General features: G+C 29.1%; 17 protein-coding genes. 5 read left to right on the top strand and 12 right to left on the bottom strand.

The genetic code is table 11. From position 1 onward, the window contains the following. Nucleotides 1-136 precede the first annotated feature (136 nt). Both PTZ02_RS03865 and PTZ02_RS03860 read right to left on the bottom strand, forming a co-directional pair. A complete protein-coding gene (locus PTZ02_RS03865; RefSeq protein ID WP_274226497.1) occupies nucleotides 137-685 on the bottom strand; it encodes a flavin reductase family protein in 549 nt (182 codons plus the stop codon). A gap of 135 nt (nucleotides 686-820) precedes the next feature. Beyond that, the gene (locus PTZ02_RS03860; RefSeq protein WP_274226496.1) at nucleotides 821-2,293 is read right to left on the bottom strand and encodes a sensor histidine kinase; all 1,473 of its coding nucleotides are present in this window, start codon (nucleotides 2,291-2,293) and stop codon (nucleotides 821-823) included. Between the two features lie 326 nt (nucleotides 2,294-2,619). Between PTZ02_RS03860 and PTZ02_RS03855 the strand changes: the two genes are divergently transcribed. Both PTZ02_RS03855 and PTZ02_RS03850 read left to right on the top strand, forming a co-directional pair. After that, on the top strand, nucleotides 2,620-3,651 hold the full coding sequence (locus PTZ02_RS03855; protein WP_274226495.1) for a glycosyltransferase family 2 protein: 1,032 nt from the start codon (nucleotides 2,620-2,622) through the stop codon (nucleotides 3,649-3,651). 128 nt (nucleotides 3,652-3,779) lie between these two features. Next, entirely contained in the window at nucleotides 3,780-5,315 is a 1,536-nt protein-coding gene (locus PTZ02_RS03850; RefSeq protein WP_274226494.1) for a glycosyl hydrolase family 18 protein, read from the top strand. Nucleotides 5,316-5,397: 82 nt separating this feature from the next. Here the strand turns inward: PTZ02_RS03850 and PTZ02_RS03845 are convergent, their stop codons facing one another. Further along, nucleotides 5,398-6,507 (bottom strand): metallophosphoesterase, encoded by a 1,110-nt coding sequence (locus tag PTZ02_RS03845; protein ID WP_274226493.1) that lies wholly within the window; start codon nucleotides 6,505-6,507, stop codon nucleotides 5,398-5,400. Between the two features lie 228 nt (nucleotides 6,508-6,735). On the opposite strand from PTZ02_RS03845, the gene PTZ02_RS03840 reads away from it, so the two are divergent. Beyond that, the gene (locus PTZ02_RS03840) at nucleotides 6,736-7,572 is read left to right on the top strand and encodes an alpha/beta fold hydrolase (RefSeq protein WP_274226492.1); all 837 of its coding nucleotides are present in this window, start codon (nucleotides 6,736-6,738) and stop codon (nucleotides 7,570-7,572) included. Between the two features lie 134 nt (nucleotides 7,573-7,706). Next, nucleotides 7,707-8,432 (top strand): carbonic anhydrase, encoded by a 726-nt coding sequence (locus PTZ02_RS03835; protein WP_274226491.1) that lies wholly within the window; start codon nucleotides 7,707-7,709, stop codon nucleotides 8,430-8,432. A 61-nt stretch (nucleotides 8,433-8,493) separates the two neighbouring features. On the opposite strand, the gene PTZ02_RS03830 is transcribed toward PTZ02_RS03835, so the two are convergent. The 6 genes from PTZ02_RS03830 to PTZ02_RS03805 all read right to left on the bottom strand — a co-directional run bounded on the left by PTZ02_RS03830 (nucleotide 8,494) and on the right by PTZ02_RS03805 (nucleotide 13,837). Continuing rightward, the gene (locus PTZ02_RS03830; protein WP_274226490.1) at nucleotides 8,494-9,300 is read right to left on the bottom strand and encodes an alpha/beta fold hydrolase; all 807 of its coding nucleotides are present in this window, start codon (nucleotides 9,298-9,300) and stop codon (nucleotides 8,494-8,496) included. A gap of 168 nt (nucleotides 9,301-9,468) precedes the next feature. Further along, complete coding sequence (locus PTZ02_RS03825) at nucleotides 9,469-10,248, bottom strand: ABC transporter permease (protein WP_274226489.1); 780 nt, start codon at nucleotides 10,246-10,248, stop codon at nucleotides 9,469-9,471. Nucleotides 10,249-10,253: 5 nt separating this feature from the next. Then, a complete protein-coding gene (locus tag PTZ02_RS03820) occupies nucleotides 10,254-10,880 on the bottom strand; it encodes an ABC transporter ATP-binding protein (protein ID WP_274226488.1) in 627 nt (208 codons plus the stop codon). Nucleotides 10,881-11,056: 176 nt separating this feature from the next. Then, a complete protein-coding gene (locus PTZ02_RS03815) occupies nucleotides 11,057-12,208 on the bottom strand; it encodes a methyl-accepting chemotaxis protein (RefSeq protein WP_274226487.1) in 1,152 nt (383 codons plus the stop codon). Further along, complete coding sequence (locus PTZ02_RS03810; RefSeq protein WP_274226486.1) at nucleotides 12,205-12,663, bottom strand: chemotaxis protein CheW; 459 nt, start codon at nucleotides 12,661-12,663, stop codon at nucleotides 12,205-12,207. Before PTZ02_RS03810 ends, PTZ02_RS03815 begins: the two co-directional genes overlap by 4 nt. 271 nt (nucleotides 12,664-12,934) lie before the next feature. Continuing rightward, nucleotides 12,935-13,837: a LysR family transcriptional regulator gene (locus PTZ02_RS03805; RefSeq protein WP_274226485.1), complete on the bottom strand. Its 903-nt coding sequence runs from the start codon at nucleotides 13,835-13,837 to the stop codon at nucleotides 12,935-12,937. Between the two features lie 332 nt (nucleotides 13,838-14,169). Between PTZ02_RS03805 and PTZ02_RS03800 the strand changes: the two genes are divergently transcribed. Beyond that, nucleotides 14,170-14,871, top strand: coding sequence for a hypothetical protein (locus PTZ02_RS03800; RefSeq protein WP_274226484.1), 702 nt, complete (start codon nucleotides 14,170-14,172; stop codon nucleotides 14,869-14,871). A gap of 89 nt (nucleotides 14,872-14,960) precedes the next feature. Here the strand turns inward: PTZ02_RS03800 and PTZ02_RS03795 are convergent, their stop codons facing one another. From PTZ02_RS03795 to PTZ02_RS03785, 3 genes are all read right to left on the bottom strand, one after another. Beyond that, nucleotides 14,961-15,482, bottom strand: coding sequence for a DUF4489 domain-containing protein (locus PTZ02_RS03795; RefSeq protein ID WP_274226483.1), 522 nt, complete (start codon nucleotides 15,480-15,482; stop codon nucleotides 14,961-14,963). Between the two features lie 123 nt (nucleotides 15,483-15,605). Continuing rightward, nucleotides 15,606-16,349 (bottom strand): amino acid ABC transporter ATP-binding protein, encoded by a 744-nt coding sequence (locus PTZ02_RS03790; RefSeq protein ID WP_274226482.1) that lies wholly within the window; start codon nucleotides 16,347-16,349, stop codon nucleotides 15,606-15,608. Between the two features lie 17 nt (nucleotides 16,350-16,366). After that, entirely contained in the window at nucleotides 16,367-17,149 is a 783-nt protein-coding gene (locus tag PTZ02_RS03785; protein ID WP_274228060.1) for an amino acid ABC transporter permease, read from the bottom strand. Between the last annotated feature and the right edge of the window lie 57 nt (nucleotides 17,150-17,206).

Below are 17,206 nucleotides of genomic sequence, written 5' to 3'. Positions count from 1 at the left end.
ATACCAATATGTATATATTTACAATATATTTTTATTTTTTACAATTAATAATTAAATTGAACTTTTTAATAAATTAAAAAGTCACTTAATAATTAATAAGTGACTTTTACTAAAACTTTTCTATGAAATATATTCTTTATTTATTTCCACTACATGCTTTAAAGACTGAACCTATTCTCTCATTTAAACTAAAGTATCCTGAATCCATCATAATAATAGGATCCACTTTTAATGCATTAGGTTTACCATTATCCAAACACTCTTCTTTTGCAAATACAGAAACTATTTCCCCAATAAACATAGTAAAATCAAACATTGGAATTGTCTGTATTACCTTACATAGATAGTTTATAGGACATTCTTCTATCATAGGTGCTTTTCCATTTTCATCATAAAAGGAATTAAATATATTAGATTTATCAGTCTTATTTCCAGTAATCGTACCACATAAATCTGTTTTTTCTATTAAATCTACTGATGGTATATTAACACTAAAATAACCATTTTCTATTACACCTTTAGTTGTGTAATGAGAATTCTTTAAGGATATATATAATACTGGTTTTTGGCTAACAACTCCATATGCTCCAATAGTTGCATAGTTAGGTTTCCCATCAACTTCTGCTCCTGCTAGAACAGTAATATATGGTCCAAAAGGAATATTTGCAATCTTCTTTTTATTCATATTTTATCTCCTAACGTATAATTTATTTGTTGCAACATGATAAATTATACGTTAGAAAAAAAATAAATTATAGACTTTTTCTTTGCTATTTATTATCATATAGATAGGGTACGCCCCTAAGTTCAACTAATAAATCTAGTCATATATGTCAGAAAATTCAATTCTAACTTTTTTCATATAATTTCTTTCAAGTTGATTTGGACTCTTATTTTTAGTATCATCATTAATTGAAATGTCTAATAGTGAAATAATAAATTCACTTCCTTCGCCTAATACACTCTTTACTAAAATACTTCCACCTTGCATCTCAACTAAAGATTTTGCTATAGCTAATCCAATTCCGCTACCTTCACATGATTTTGAAATAGATTTATCTACTTGAATAAACCTATCAAATATCAACTCTTGCATACATTCTGGAATTCCAATCCCTGTGTCCTTTACTGAAATGCATACTCTATTATCTTCTAAATGTATTTTAACAAATATGCTTCCACCTTTTTCAGTAAACTTGACGGAATTAGATAACAAGTTTAATATTATTCTTTCAATTAAATTAGGATCACAAGCTATAATTCTCTCTTCAATATCCGTGTCAAAAATAATAGATATTTCTCTATCTTTAATAAACTCAGCTACAGACATAGTTATGTCTTCAACTATCCTTATAATGTCATAATTTTCAAAATTCACATCAAAATTCAAAGCATCTATCTTAGTAATATCAATCAAGTTTTCAATTATCCTTATTAATCTATAAGAATTTTGTTTAATCATATCTAAATATTTATTTAATGTATTATCATAAAAATTACTCTTCTCTACATTTTCTTCCATAATCTGCTCTGCACAATATATTACATTTAATGGAGTTCTAAGTTCATGAGATATATTAGCAAAGAAATCCGTTCTTAGTTTCTCATACTCTTTTAACTTCCTATTGGTTTCCTCAAGTTTTTTCTTACTTTCTAGATTATCTTTGTTATTTATAAAATCTTGTGAAAAGTGCTTAAAATTGATATTAGATGCTATATAAGCAAAAAGTGCAACTATTACTACATTAACCATATTACTAAATAAAGATCTTATATCATGAACTATATAAAAAATTCCTAATGAAAAAATTAACATTGAAATAAAATAGGTAACAAATGCTTCTAAGGGTGAAATATATAAAAGTGCTGATATACATAAAATGCATATTAGATATGCAGAAATTTGTCCACCTATACTGAGATTATTTAATGCCATAAACATACACCAATATAATGTAATGTTTACAAGCAATATATAAAGAGTCCTTAAAGTCAGTTCTTTTTTATATTTTTTATGCATCTTCAAGAGAATGAACCATAATAAAATCAAAATTATCACTGAAATGTGTGAATAGAATAAATATATATATGATGAAGTTTGAGCTCTCATAGGCTTATAAACAATTAAATCCATAGCTAACAATATTGAGTTTAATATCAAAAGTATTGTACCAACTTTTTCGCATCTACTTATATTTGTATATATTCTATGATTTTCAAATTCATATTTATATTTCTTTATATTTGACTTAATATTTCTAATTTCACTATATTTGTTTAAAATTGAACGCATTCCAACTCCTAGAACTAAATACCTGTCATGTATAATCCTGTATCAAGGTATATATTTTTCCACATTATTAAACTATTCTACAATTATACAAATAACCCTTTTTATAACGAGGTTTTTTCGCACGACAAAAAAATCCATATATTGACTTATAATATTAAAATCTTATGTTCTAATCAAAACATGATGTGTCTTCATTCTTCTTAAAGTAATATTCTCATTTTACATAAATCCCAGCCAGTGGTTGCATTTTAAAATCTTGTAAGCTATACTCATTCTATATTTTAGAATTATCTTAATGTTTTTCACTTACCTTAAGGAGGCAAACTATGAATCAAGAAAAAAAGCTATCAATTATAATTCCTGTATATAACGCTGAAAATTTTTTAATGGATTGTTTAAATTCATTGATAAATCAATCATATAAAGATCTAGAAATAATATTAGTAGATGATGGTTCTAGTGATAATAGTAAAGAAATAATTAAAACTTATATGGAAAAAGATTCACGAATAGTAGGATATTTTAGAGAAAATTCCGGAGTTAGTTCAGCCAGAAATTTTGGAATAAAGAAATCTAAGGGTGACTATATAGCTTTTGTTGATGCTGATGATTGGTTAGATCTAAATGCTTATGAAGAAACCATTAATCAATTTAATAAAACTAATTGTGATGTTGTTCTTTTTAGCTATATTAAGGAATTTAATTCTACAATCAGAATACCTGAGATATTACCTTTTAAAACGGAAGAGTTATTAGATAAAAGTAGAATTCATAATGACTTAGTATTAAATTTAATATCATATGCTGATGAAACAAAAGAATCTATCATGGGGGCTATTTGGAGATGTGTTTTCAAATCTGATTTACTAAAACATAATGAAATACTTTTTGATACTGAAATGCATTATGCTGAAGATTTGATCTTTTGTTTAAATTCCTTTAGTAAAAGTAATTCAATAAGTATAATAAACAAGCCTTTCTACCATTATAGATTTAATACATCATCTGTGACTGCACAATATAAAAGTGATCACTTTGAGAGGCAATTATTTATATATGACAAAATTAAAGGAATATTTAAGAACAATAATGATATAGCTTTAAATGATAGAATGAATATTATGATGCTTCGATATATAATAAATGGGATTACTCACATTTGCAACACTTCCATGAGCTTTAAAGAAAAATATGAAAGTGTAAAAACTATACTTAACAATAAAAAAAGTGAAGATTTAAGGAAAAACTATACTATTAAATCAACTAAATATAAGATACTTAAATACAATCTTCCCTTAACTACTTTTCTATTGATTAGTTATGTAAATAATAAAAGCAAAAAGAGGATGACTACTTAATATACCTTGATTCCATAAATTACTTGTATATCTGCTCCTTTTCTATACGAAATATTTACTATACGTGTAAAAAGGAGTGGGTAATTCTGAAATACTTAAAAAATTTTTCAACAACTCTAATTTTAGTAATGATCTTTGCTTTTAATAGTCAATTTATTTCAGTAGCAGCACTTTCTATTCCCCTGGCACCTACTTCACTAACTTACTCTGGAATAACATCAAGTAGTGTTAATTTAAGTTGGACTCCAGTTTCAGGGGCTATTGGTTATAAGGTTATTCGTTATACTTCAAGTAATCCAAGTTATTCTTTAGTAACTATTACTTCATCGACTACTTTTAAGGATACTAACTTAACACCTAATACAAAATATTTCTATTTCGTTAGAGCTTATAATTCTGTCGGTTCATCAAATTATTCTCCAACAATTAGTTTTTATACTGCCAAAGCGGCAACAGCACCTTCAGCACCAACTTCACTAACATATTCTAGTGTTACCACAAACAGTGTTAATTTAAGTTGGTCTCCAGTTACTGGTGCCATTGGATATAAAGTTATTCGTTATACTTCAACAAATCCAACTTATACATTGGTAACTACAACTACATCTACTTCGTTCATAGATACTAATTTAATCCAAGATACAAAATACTTATATTTTGTTAGAGCTTACAACTCTAACGGTTCATCAAATTATTCTCCAACTATTAGTATTAGCACTACTAAAAAGATTGTACTTGGATATGCTACTTATTACTATTCCGGGGACAGTTCTTCTTATAACTCAATGGTAGCCAATACTTCAACTATTGATGAGATCGCAACCGATACCTTTGCTACTGATGGCACTGGTAACATTAACGGATTAATTCCAACTAATCAAATTACTTATGCTAATACTAACGGAATAAAAACATTTTTAATGATAACTAATAACTTCAATAAAGATATCGCAAAGAAATTATTAGAAAGTTCAACTAATAGGAAAACACTAATAAATAATATTTTAGGTGCATTAAAAACTTATGGATATAAAGGTGTAAATATTGATTTAGAAAACATCTATTATTATGACAGAAGTTACCTAACAACCTTTATGAGTGAACTATATAGTAGTCTTAAACCTTTAGGCTATTACGTAACTATTGCTGTTCCTGCAAAAACTAATGGTAGTGCCACTGATGATTGGGGCGGTGCTTTTGATTATTCTGCAATCTCTAGATACTCAGATCAGATATTAATAATGACTTATGATGAGCATTATTTTGGTGGAACTCCAGGTCCAATAGCATCCATTGGTTGGGTTGAAAATGTAATTAACTATGCACTAACTGTTATACCTAAAGAAAAAATCTTGCTAGGAACTGCTGCCTATGGGTATGATTGGTCTTCAAAAGGGTCAAATTCATATGGTGCTGCAGAAATTTATAATTTAGCCCAAAAATATAATACCTCTATAAAATGGGATTCTGTATCACAGTCGCCATACTTTACTTATAAGGATTCCACAGGAGTTATTCATACTGTATGGTTTGAAAATTCCTATAGCGTGAGCTTTAAACTAGATCTTGTAAATAAGTATGATTTAGCTGGAATAGGTATATGGAGACTTGGGCAAGAAGATCCTGCTTATTGGACAAGTATTAAAACAAAATTAGTTAGATAAAATTATATTTTCATATTTCAAAATAAGGCAGAACCAGTGCTTATACGGGTTCTGCTTTGTTAATTTTTAATAGTATTTATTTCTAGATTATATTGTTCCATATATTAGTGAGCTTCTTGCCATCATCTTTATAATAAATATAAGCTGGTTGCCAGTAAGCACCAATATACTCACGCTGTCTAGTATTAACTGATACATATATTTCACAAGGATTTTCTGTAGCCTCAATTCTTACAACATTATATCTTTCTGGAACCCCAGGCCATAAAGAACCTTGAGTTGCACTTAAAGCTCCTGCTCCAATCATAATCATATTAGGATTGATATTTTGGGGGTTTAAATAATCTAGACTTATTGTTCTGTGCACATGTCCATGCATATAAATCTTAAAATTCTCATTTTGCATTGCATTTGCAAAAGGAATATCCTTTCCATACCCATTAGTTAGTTCTACTGGATGATGCCCAACAGCTATTTTTATAAAATTCTCTTTTGGAAGCATTCTTGATGCTTTTATTAATCCATCCACATCAAAATAAGTTACTTGACGATTAAATTGATCAATGTTTGCAGCTGTATTCAGCATGAAAAATGCTATTTTCTTATTATCTATAAAGTCCCCAGATATTACTTTAAGTTGTTCCTTAGGGTTATCTGGAAAAGGTTCTCCATATAACTTTTCGTAAAGATATTTGCTATAATTAGTAAACTTCTTATTCCATTCTTCTTCATTTCTTTTTAAATAGAATATATCTGTCCCTACATTGGTTACTACTTTATCGTTTGGCCCTGGAATTCCCTGAGTCAAGTGGTAGCTACTCATAGTTACATCCCAGCTTAAATCATGATTTCCTGGTACAATAATTATTTTATTGTAAGGAAGCATTAATTTTTTACTTAGTATATCGATAAAGTGAAATGCTTTTTCAAAGGAAATTTGTGAGTTTCCGAAGTTTACAAAATCACCACTCACTACAACATAATCAATATCTTGTAATCTTAGTGTATTCTCTACATTATCAAAATACACTTTTTTTAAATCTTTTATAAGAAGATAAGCTTCATTTTCTTCATCTATATTTTCATCAAAATGCAAGTCACTTATATCTACGATATAACCTTTTCTTTTATAAGATTTTTCATTTGTGGTAACCAACTCATTGCTTGTCCAATCTTTTGTTTCTCCTATCACTTAATCTTACTCCCCTTTCTAATATTTCTTTTTCACTAATATAATATTCTGGAAAGTAATTTTAGTTTATTAAATTCGATTCCCCATCTTTAATTGTTTCATATAAGATAATATAACAATTATACAAAGCTTAATATAGTAACATGTATTATCGATAAGTAATATTATATTAGTAAGATATTTAAGTTTATTAATATATCTCTTCCTATATAAGGAGATTGATAATAAATGAGACTATATACTATACAAGGTGCTTCTGATGCATTGTTATTCGTAATGGAAGAAGGTAATCCCTTTGGGAAACCTATAGTTTTTATTCATGGTGTTTCCCAAAATAAACTTTGCTGGATTAGACAATTAGATTCAGACTTACTAAGAGATTATAGACTTATAGTTTTGGATTTACGTGGTCATGGGTTATCAGATAAGCCCTTAATTGGGTATGATGATGAAAAGATTTGGGCTTATGATATCCATTCAATAATCACCTATTTAAAACTTGATAAACCTTTCCTTGTAGGTTGGGATTATGGAGGGAAAGTAATACTAGACTATATAAATATTTATGGTGAAGAAAATATTTCAGGAATAAATCTTATTGATGTTGGAACCTCTTCTAGTATTTATGGTGGACGTTACTACACTTCGACATCGCAAGAAATACTATCTGGGTTAATGTCATCAGATACTTTAATATGTAATAATTCACTACAGGAATTTGTTCGTATGCTTTTTTATCACTCCCCTTCTGAAAAAAACTTCTACTTCTTCTTAGGCTTTACCACCATTGTTCCACCATATGTACGTGAAGCAATAATTAAAAGAAAGGTTTTCTATGATAATCTTCTAGCTAAAATTAATGTACCTGTACTTCTTACCCATGGTATTGAAGATGAAATACTCTATCCTTCTCAATCAATAGATAACTCAAAAATTATTAAGAATTCTAAACTATCCCTTTATGAAAACACTGGTCATTCACCCTTTTGGGAAAAACCTATAAAATTTAATAAAGAATTAGTTTCATTTATTAACGAATGTTATAACAATAAATATCATTCTTAGATCATAAAAAATATAGACCACCATACTGATTACTGTATGGTGGTCTATTAAATAATTATCATAATTAAGGATAATTTTAGAATCATAGAGGAAAATATATATAATTTATAAATATAGAAATAGGAGTAACTCTCATGAATAAAAATTACATTTCAAAATTGCTATTATCTTTATCTATATTATCATCATTTAATATTACTTATACCGCACTAAATGAAGGATATAAAGTTAAAGCTTCAGAATCTCAATTTTATATAAGGCCCGAAAAAGTTAGCATAGATGATGCTAAAAAGCTATTAGTAGATGGTAACAAAAGATATGTAGATAATAAACCTTTAGCCATAGATATTAGCGATACTAGGCGTAAAAATTTATCAAGTAATGGACAAAAGCCATTTGCTGTAATTTTAAGTTGTTCTGATTCTCGAGTTCCTCCTGAATTAGTTTTCAATCAAGGTCTTGGGGATCTATTTGTGATTAGAAATGCTGGAAATGTTGTAGATCCAATTGCTTTAGGTAGTATAGAATACGGAACTGAACACTTGAATGCTCCTTTAATTGTAGTACTAGGCCATGAAAAATGTGGTGCAGTTGAAGCTACTATAAAAGGAGGAGAGACATCCGAAAACATAACATCTATTCTTAATAAGATTAAACCATCTTATAATAAAGTTAAAAATCAAAGTCAAAATATTGATGAAGTTATTAATTTAACTGTTAATGAAAATATAAATAATTCTGTATCCGTTATTAGCAAAAGTCCTGTAATCAAGAAGCTTTTAGATGAAAAGAAAGTTGATATTATTGGTGCTAAATATAAAATGGATACCGGAGAAGTTACATATGACTTCAGTAAATAATAACTTAATTAAATACCTTGCTTAGATAATGTAGATTACTGAATTAAGAAAAAGGGAGGTTTTATTCTTTATTACCTAAAAAATTAATTAATATTCTATTAAAGTCTCTACATCTATCTTGGTTTGCACAATGGCTAGCTTCATTAAAGTTAATTCTATAGTAATTTGCTTTATCTAAACACCACTTGTTTGTTAAATTACCTATACTCCTCATAGAATCCTTGTTTCCATAAACTATTAATGTCTTTTTATTTATTTTATAACCTTCTTCAAAATGAAAAGCTTCAGCAGTTTTTAAAAATATTTTAACAAAATCTTTCTTACCAACCTCTTTTACTGTACACTCTATATAATTTCTTACATCCTTTCTTATTGCACTTAATCTTATTCCTACTGCTAGTAGTAGGCTCCAGGGACACATTGGCATCAAAATATGTGCTATTCTAATATATACCTTTTCTAATACTGATAATTTCATTGTATTACACGGACAATCAACTAACACTAATTTATCTATTCTATTGGGATAATAAAATGCCATTTCTTGTGCTAATATTCCTCCCATGGACTGCCCAACTAATACTACTTTGTCTATTCTTTCTATATCCATAATATTTATTAAGTCTTCTACTAATAACTTAATACTAAATTGGTTTCCTATTGGTCTTGATAACCCATGTCCTCTTGCATCCCATACTAATATTTTATTTCTATATTTAATTGCTTCAACTTGTTCTTTGAACATATTATGATCTAAACCAGCACCGTGTAAAAACAATACCCAAGGTCCCGCTACATCTTTAGATATCCAATAGTGAATGTTGCATCCATCTTTTCTTAATGTCTTTTCTAATAAATATTCCTTCATAATACCACCACACCACTTTTACATAATTGTACTTATCTTTTTTAGTTCGTTATTAATACTATTTACAAATCTATCTTAATAAATACAAAATAAAAAGAATCCCCTCATAAACTTCCCCTGCCTACTTCTCAAGGTTCATTTACATCAGAGATTCTTCATAATTTAGAATTAATAATTTTCTATAAACTGTTCTCTTTCATTATATAAAGTCTTATAACCCCAATTCAAAGATAAAAAAACTGTCATACATACTGACGTACAGATGGCTATCATTATAGCTATTTGGTACATAATTGCAGTGGTCGGAAGAGTTCCTGATAATATTTGTCCAGTCATCATTCCTGGCAAAAAAATTATTCCCATACCTAGCATAGAATTCAAAGTTGGAATTAATGCTATTTCTAAAGAATTATTTGCAAAAGGCCTTAGTATCTCTTTAGGCTCTATACCTAAATTAATTAGTGCATTAATTTTTCTTCTTTCTTTATAGACTGAATCCATAAAGGTTTTAGCACCTATATTAATTCCAGTCATTGCATTTCCTATTATCATTCCTGCTAATGGAATTGTATATTGGGGATTAAATATAGATTTACCAATAACAACCGTTACAAAAAAGATTAAGACAAAGAGACCAGAAAAAGTCAACGAAATTCCTATTGCAACTTTAAACTTTTTATTAAGATCATTTCTACCTTTAATTACTCTATTAATAGAAAATGCTATCATAAGTATAATAAAAATCAAAGTATAAATAGGCTTAGGGTTGCTAAATATATACTGCAGTATGTATCCTACTAGTATTAATTGAACTGACATCCTCAAACTTGCAACTAACAAAAGTTTTGTTTGCTTAATCTTCGATTTTTTCATAAGGATTAATACTATAATCAATAGTAAATATATAAGTGAAAATTGAATAATACTTAATGACACTGCTCCCTTCACCGTACTCACTCCTTTATGATTTCTATTTTATTTTCACAAAACTCATTAGTAATGTTTTTGTCATGACTTACAATAACTATTTCTATGTTTTTTTCTTTACAGAAACTAATAATATTCTTAACCATTTTCGAACTATTTTTTTCATCTAAAGCCGAAGTGGGCTCATCTAATAGTATTACTTTAGGACATAGTGACAGAAATATTGAGATATAAACTCTTTGCCTCTCCCCTCCAGATAACGTTGCTGCATTTTGATCCAAAGGAACATTTACTAAGCAAAGTTCAGTAATATATTTCACGTAATCTTCACTAGGCATAGGAAGACCTCTTAAAGAATAAATTTTTTTAAAGTTATCTAATATACTATCTTCAAATAGAAACGGTTCTTGAGAAACTAAACTTACATCTCGTCTTAGTCTAATTGGATTATATTCATTTATATCCTTCCCATCGTACAATATTTCTCCAGTATCTGCACTAATCGAATTATTTAATAACTTTAAAAAAGTGCTTTTCCCACTACCACTTTCCCCTACGATAAAATTAACCTTTCCTTTTTCAATAATAATATCATTATATATTAACTTATTTCTGTAAGTTACATTCTTAGCTCTAAATAAAGGTTCAATCATTATATTCACTTCCTTGACTGAAGAATAAATACTTAACAATATAATCACAATATCAAAATACGCCATTGATATTCTAAATTTAGAGTATCACAGAAGAAATTTTAGTACAAGCGAAAAGAAAAACGTATTAGAACTTATTATTCCAATACGTTTTTCTTTAATATGTACATTATTAATTATATGTTTTGTGCAATTTTGTTCAATTCTTCTGACATTGCTGTTATTTCTTCTACACTTGCTGTTATCTCTTCTGTAGCTGCTGCTTGTTCTTGACTTGAGGATAAAGACCCTTGGCTTTTTTCACTTGCTTCTTCAACTTTTGATTTTATTCTATCAGTTAACTCTTTAATCTTTGGAACAGTGCTTTTGGATTGCTCTGATAATTTTCTTATTTCTTCTGCAACTACTCCGAACCCTCTTCCTGCTTCACCAGCTCTTGCTGCCTCAATTGCTGCATTTAATCCAAGCATCTTAGTTTCATCTGCTATTTCTTTAATAAATGAAGATACCTCATTTATTTCTTCTGATAAACTAGTTATTTCTTGAATTTCCCTATTAAGTTCTTGTTCATTTGTATGTATACTTGTTGCTGAAGCTGCTAATTCTTCTATTGCTGACGCTATGCCTTCAAGACCACTTTCAAGATTTTGTGACATGTTACGTAGGTTTGCTACAACTTCCTTAGGCGTAATTATCGCAAAGCTTCCAACTGCTTCTTCTGGGTTCTCCTCATCAAAAAGTGGATAACAAGCTTCAAAGGTTGGTATTCCATATACTGATGCATCAAGTTCTATTATAGTCGGTTGTTTTGAATTCATAGTTTTTCTTGCTATTGAATCGCTAGTAAGGGCATCATTAAGTTTTAACTCAGGTACATCGAACTTTTTAGATGCTTGTTTACCTAATATCTTAGTTGTGTTAGTTGTAAATAAAGTCGAACCTTCTGGAAACATCTCTGATAGCATTGGGGCAAAGTCTGGGAATGCCTTTACTACTGGATGTAATCTTGGAATTAAGATTGAAAATGCTCCAACTACTTCATCCTCATCATTGACCAAAGGAACAGCTACCGTTCTTAATCTTGTTCCATAAAGAGAACTAGGAATATTCTCAGTTAATGTTCTTCTTTCATTCATCGCTTTTTGGGCCATACTGTTGCTTTTAATTACTTCTCCAACATTAAATAAATCCAATTTAAATGCTTCTGACTGCTTTCTCCATGTAATTGTATTTCCTTCAATAACTAAGTATAAAATTCCACCTGGTATTATGTTAACCTGAAGTTCTGCCATAGCCTTTAAATATTCTAATCCGTTAATTGATATCATGATACTAACTCCTTTTCCAAGTCATATTTAAAAATTTCTTTTTTTAGGTTTGATGCGTTAAGTATTATTATTATTCTTTGCTCTATTATATTGATGCCCTCAATACTATTTTTACTTATGCCCATAATTTCTGAATCTAGAACCTGAATATCTCCCTCATTAATTCTTATGACTTCAGAGACATCATCAACAATTATCCCTGCCTTCATACCCTCAATATCAAGTATTAATAATCTACTATCAGATGTTCTTTCTCTTACTTCAATTCCAAATCTTTTTTTTAAATCAAAAACTGGAATTGCTTGTCCTCTTAGATTGATAATACCTTCAATAAATGCAGGAACATTAGGCATTCTCGTAAATTTAGGTATGCGGATTATTTCTTGTGCATAGGAAATATTTATTGCATACTCTTCTTCTCCTAAATTAAATACTACTAATTGATAGGAATTCAAGTGAAACAGCTCCTTCCACAAAAGTGCTTTAATATTAAATTTAGATACTTTTGTATGTATTTGTAATTTTTGTATAAACAAATTTATTTTAATTATAACTTTCATTAACTTTAATTTATAACAATTTTTTATTGTATTAAATACAACTGAAAATTGTAGAAAGGGAAGCTATACGTTTCCCCTAAATAGCTCCCCTTTATAATAATTATTTTAATTTCCAATGTTTGAGATTGAACAATTTACTTTTATAAAGCAACCTTATTTCCCCGTACTAGCCTATTTCATTATCCTTAAAATATCCTAATGTGTAATTAATAAATTTCTTCGTAATCATATTAATCGTTTTAAATTTATTTGTAATAAAACCTATCTCTATTTTAAAAGGTTTATTTTTAAATGATATAACTGAAATTTCATCATTGTTTTTAGCAGCATTAATTGAATTTAGTTCCGGAAGTATTGCTATCCCCTTATTGAGTGCGACCAATCCAATAATTCTATCTAACTGTGAGGTTGTAAAAATAATATTAGGATTAAATCCTTCTCGAATGCAACTTTCAATGATAAGGTGTCTAGATTTATAATCAGTGGTCAGCATTATAAATTGTTCATCTGCAAGCTCCTTAAGATCCACTTCTTTCTTTTTAGCTAAGTAATGATTTTTATTAACCAAAAGCATTACATCACTTGTCACAACAGGTATAAAACCAAATTTATTAGCATTTATAGGTTTTACTGCAAAAGAAATATCAAGCAAGTCTTTCTCCATATATCTTTCACATGCATATGAACCTAACTCCACAATTTCTAAATTCACATCAGGGTATCTCTCATTAAATTCGAATAAAATTAATGAAAAAAGATCTGTGTATAATATATGAGGCAAACCCAAGCTAATAGTCCTCTTTTGATGCTCTGCCTTATCACTTAAGAAATCTAACATTGTATCAAATTCCTCAATAATCTTTTCTGATTTTTCTAGTAATAGACTTCCAAACTCTGTTAGGATTACGCCTTTAGATGTACGTTCAAATAATTCAACCTCAAATTCATCCTCTAAATTTTTAATTATCTTGCTCAATCCTTGCTGCGAAATATGAAGATTTTCAGCAGCTTTGGAAACACTTTTGTCCTTACATACCTGAATAAAATATTTTATTTGCCTTATCTCCATCTCGTACTCCTATAAGTTAAAGGACCAAATAATTTTTGCTTTAACCATCCATATATTTTCTTTCTCGTCATAAAAGTATTATGTAAAATTTTTTAAATTTAAAAACCCAGTAAAATTTTAATATGCATAAATACTAAATTTACTAGTTTCTTAACGAATCACCTCGCCAACCTTGAAATATTATTCTTTTATTATATAATCAAATATTTGCTTTTATCAAACAGTTTAATTTCATTTCTAGTTTTATCTTTACTTAGTAACCATCATCCTGTGATTTACATATTTTATATGAAAGATAATATATTTTTTTAATTTGAAAGGAGTTATTAATTATGTCTGAAAGCAATTTTGATAGTTATAATACTATCAATAACTCTAATGTAAAATTAGCACCATGTACTGGAATCCCAGCAGAATCAAGCAAAAGAACTCCTACCATAGGATCCTGCATAGGTGTTTTATATACGTGTGGAAATAAAAACCCAAACCCTAATTTTTGTAAAGAATGTGGCTCAACAGTATATTGCGTTCATAATGGAAGACTAATTGCCGATACTAAGAGTTATATTTTAGTTAATCACTATAAACTTGATAGTTCTAGCTCTCCTAAGGAGGAGACTAGAATCTTCTATAAAGATAACAGATACCCACATCTTGTAGACTATAAGGTTACCCCAGACTTACCAAAAACTGACCCTCGTTATTGTAAGGATTTCAGGTCCAAATCCATCCCGGGGATTATACCTTCAAATGCTGTTGGAATTGAATTCTATAAAGATCCAGTTAAAAAGATAAAAGATATCAAAAATGGTAGATATGTCTTTTGGATAGAGGCTGATGAAACTAGACATTGCGTTATAAACAACTCGAATATGAGTAAAATTTTTAGAGTATATTATTATCATTATAAGAAACCTTCCTGTAATCCATCAGGAGGAATTCCACAACTGGAAGCGGAGTTAACCTGCAAAGATAATGTCATTTGGGTATTTAAACTCACCAAGAAAGATCATAAATTTGTTGAAAAGTGTTAATAAGAAAAACTTGTAAAAAGAATTAGCAATGCATGAAGATAAATGCATAGAAGCTTTTTACAAGTTTTTATAATAATTTTTTTAAAATTTTAATAATGCGTTGACCCTGCTATAGCATTCATTGTTGAAGATTGAATTACAGCATTTGTAATGTTAAAATAATTAGTATTTACTCTTATGGAATAGGTGCTAGAGCTTCCACATAATAGTTCATCACAATACTCAATGCTAAAAGATTCATTTTTTTCTAATGTTATAAACACATATTGATCCTCTTCTGCTCCGCTAACAATTTGATCCATTAATATCTTATAGGGCCAAGATGCTAACTCTTTAACTTCTCCTCTAATATTAGTTCTAACTAGTGTAAAAATAAGATCCAGCTCCTCTAGTACTGTCACTGAATAACTCAATATACAACTAAAGTCAATCTTTACAATTGCTCTAGTTAATAAAGTTGTATCAATGCTTACACTAGCTAAAGTTGATCCATTTGTTGGCATATTAGACAAATCTACATATCCACCTTGTCCACATGCCAAAATAACTCCGGTTGGACATGGAGGCTTAATGGAGCACGCTCTCTCCTCATTACAATTATATTCCCTCATTAGTTAACACTCCCAATACTTAAATTCATAAAGCAACCAAACATCTTCACTACATACGATGTTACATTTATAAATTATTGTTCTACTTAGTACATAATACACAACTTTTAAATAATAGTTACTCTATTCGTAATTTCTTAGAGTTCTTTTTAAAAATTCCCTTGTACGTTCTTTTTTAGGATTTTTGAATATTTCTTTTGGATTTCCTTCTTCTGCAATTACACCTTTATCCATAAAGACTACTCTATCTGAAACCTCCTCTGCAAATCCCATTTCATGAGTTACTATAAGCATAGTAAGGCCCAATTCAGCAAGTTCCTTCATAACCTTTAACACTTCACCAACCATCTCAGGATCTAGCGCTGAAGTAGGTTCATCAAAAAGCATAACATCTGGTTCCATGGAAAGAGCTCTTGCTATAGCTACCCTTTGTTTTTGTCCTCCCGATAATTGCTTAGGTTTAGCGTTAATAAATTGCTCCATTCCTACAACTTTCAAATATTTTGCTGCAACTTTTTCTGCTTCCTCTCTTGTACGTTTTAACACTTTCATTTGTCCGACTGTGCAATTACGTAAAACATTATGATTGTTAAACAAATTAAATTGCTGAAACACCATTCCTAATTTGGTTCGATATCTATTTATGTTATGTTTATCATCTAATATATCCTCACCTTTATATATAATTTCTCCTCCACTGGGTCTCTCTAATAGATTTATACATCGTAAAAGAGTTGATTTTCCTGAACCGGAAGAGCCTATAATACATATTACTTCTCCCTTTTTCACTGAAAAGTCTATATCTTTCAGCACTTCATGTGTTCCAAAGGATTTGCTTAGATGTCTGATATCTATTACTTTTTCCATCAAATACTCTCCCTTCTTTAAAATCTATCATCATAATTATTCCTAGTTCTTTGAACTATATCTTCTGGAGTTTCTACTTGCATCTGATTTGCATACATTATATAGTTTTCTGGTCCGTCTAATTTTCTTTCTATAAAACGTAGTATTCTTGTTACTGTAAAAGTCATAACAAAATAGATAACGCAGGCAACGAAAAACGATTCAAAATATCTAAAGTTATTTCCTGCAATTGATTTGGTTTGAAAATATAGTTCTGTTACTGAAATAACATTAAGTACCGAGGTGTCCTTTATATTAATTACAAACTCATTTCCTGTAGCTGGTAAGATATTTCTAATTACTTGTGGTAAAATAACGTTTAACATTGTTTGTATATGATTCATTCCAATTGCATTAGCTGCCTCAAATTGCCCCTTATCAATTGAAACAATTCCTCCACGAACAATCTCAGACATATATGCACCTGTATTAATTGAAACTATAAAAATTGCTGCATAAAATCTATTCATATTTATCCCAAAAGCTAGTGCGGAACCATAGTATATTACCATAGCTTGCACAATCATTGGTGTCCCTCTAAAAAATTCAATATAAATTGAAAAGACGATATTAATCAATTTTAATAAGTACCTTTTTACGCCTTTTTGAGGCATTGGAATAGTACGAACAACTCCTACAAATAAACCTATAATTGAACCTAATATAGTTCCAATTACGGATATTAATAATGTAATTCCTGCACCGCGAATAAACATTGGCCCATTTTGAGATATAATTCTAATTATCCAATCCGAACTCATATTTTCTCCCCTTTCCATCTTAAACCTCTAAAACATTAAAAAACCGACTACATTAAC

Origin of the sequence: Clostridium sp. 'White wine YQ' (assembly GCF_028728205.1) — a bacterium.
Classification (GTDB): Bacteria; Bacillota; Clostridia; order Clostridiales; family Clostridiaceae; genus Clostridium_T.
The sequence above is the reverse complement of the archived record's forward strand: the minus strand, read 5'-3'. Positions and strand labels throughout refer to the sequence as shown.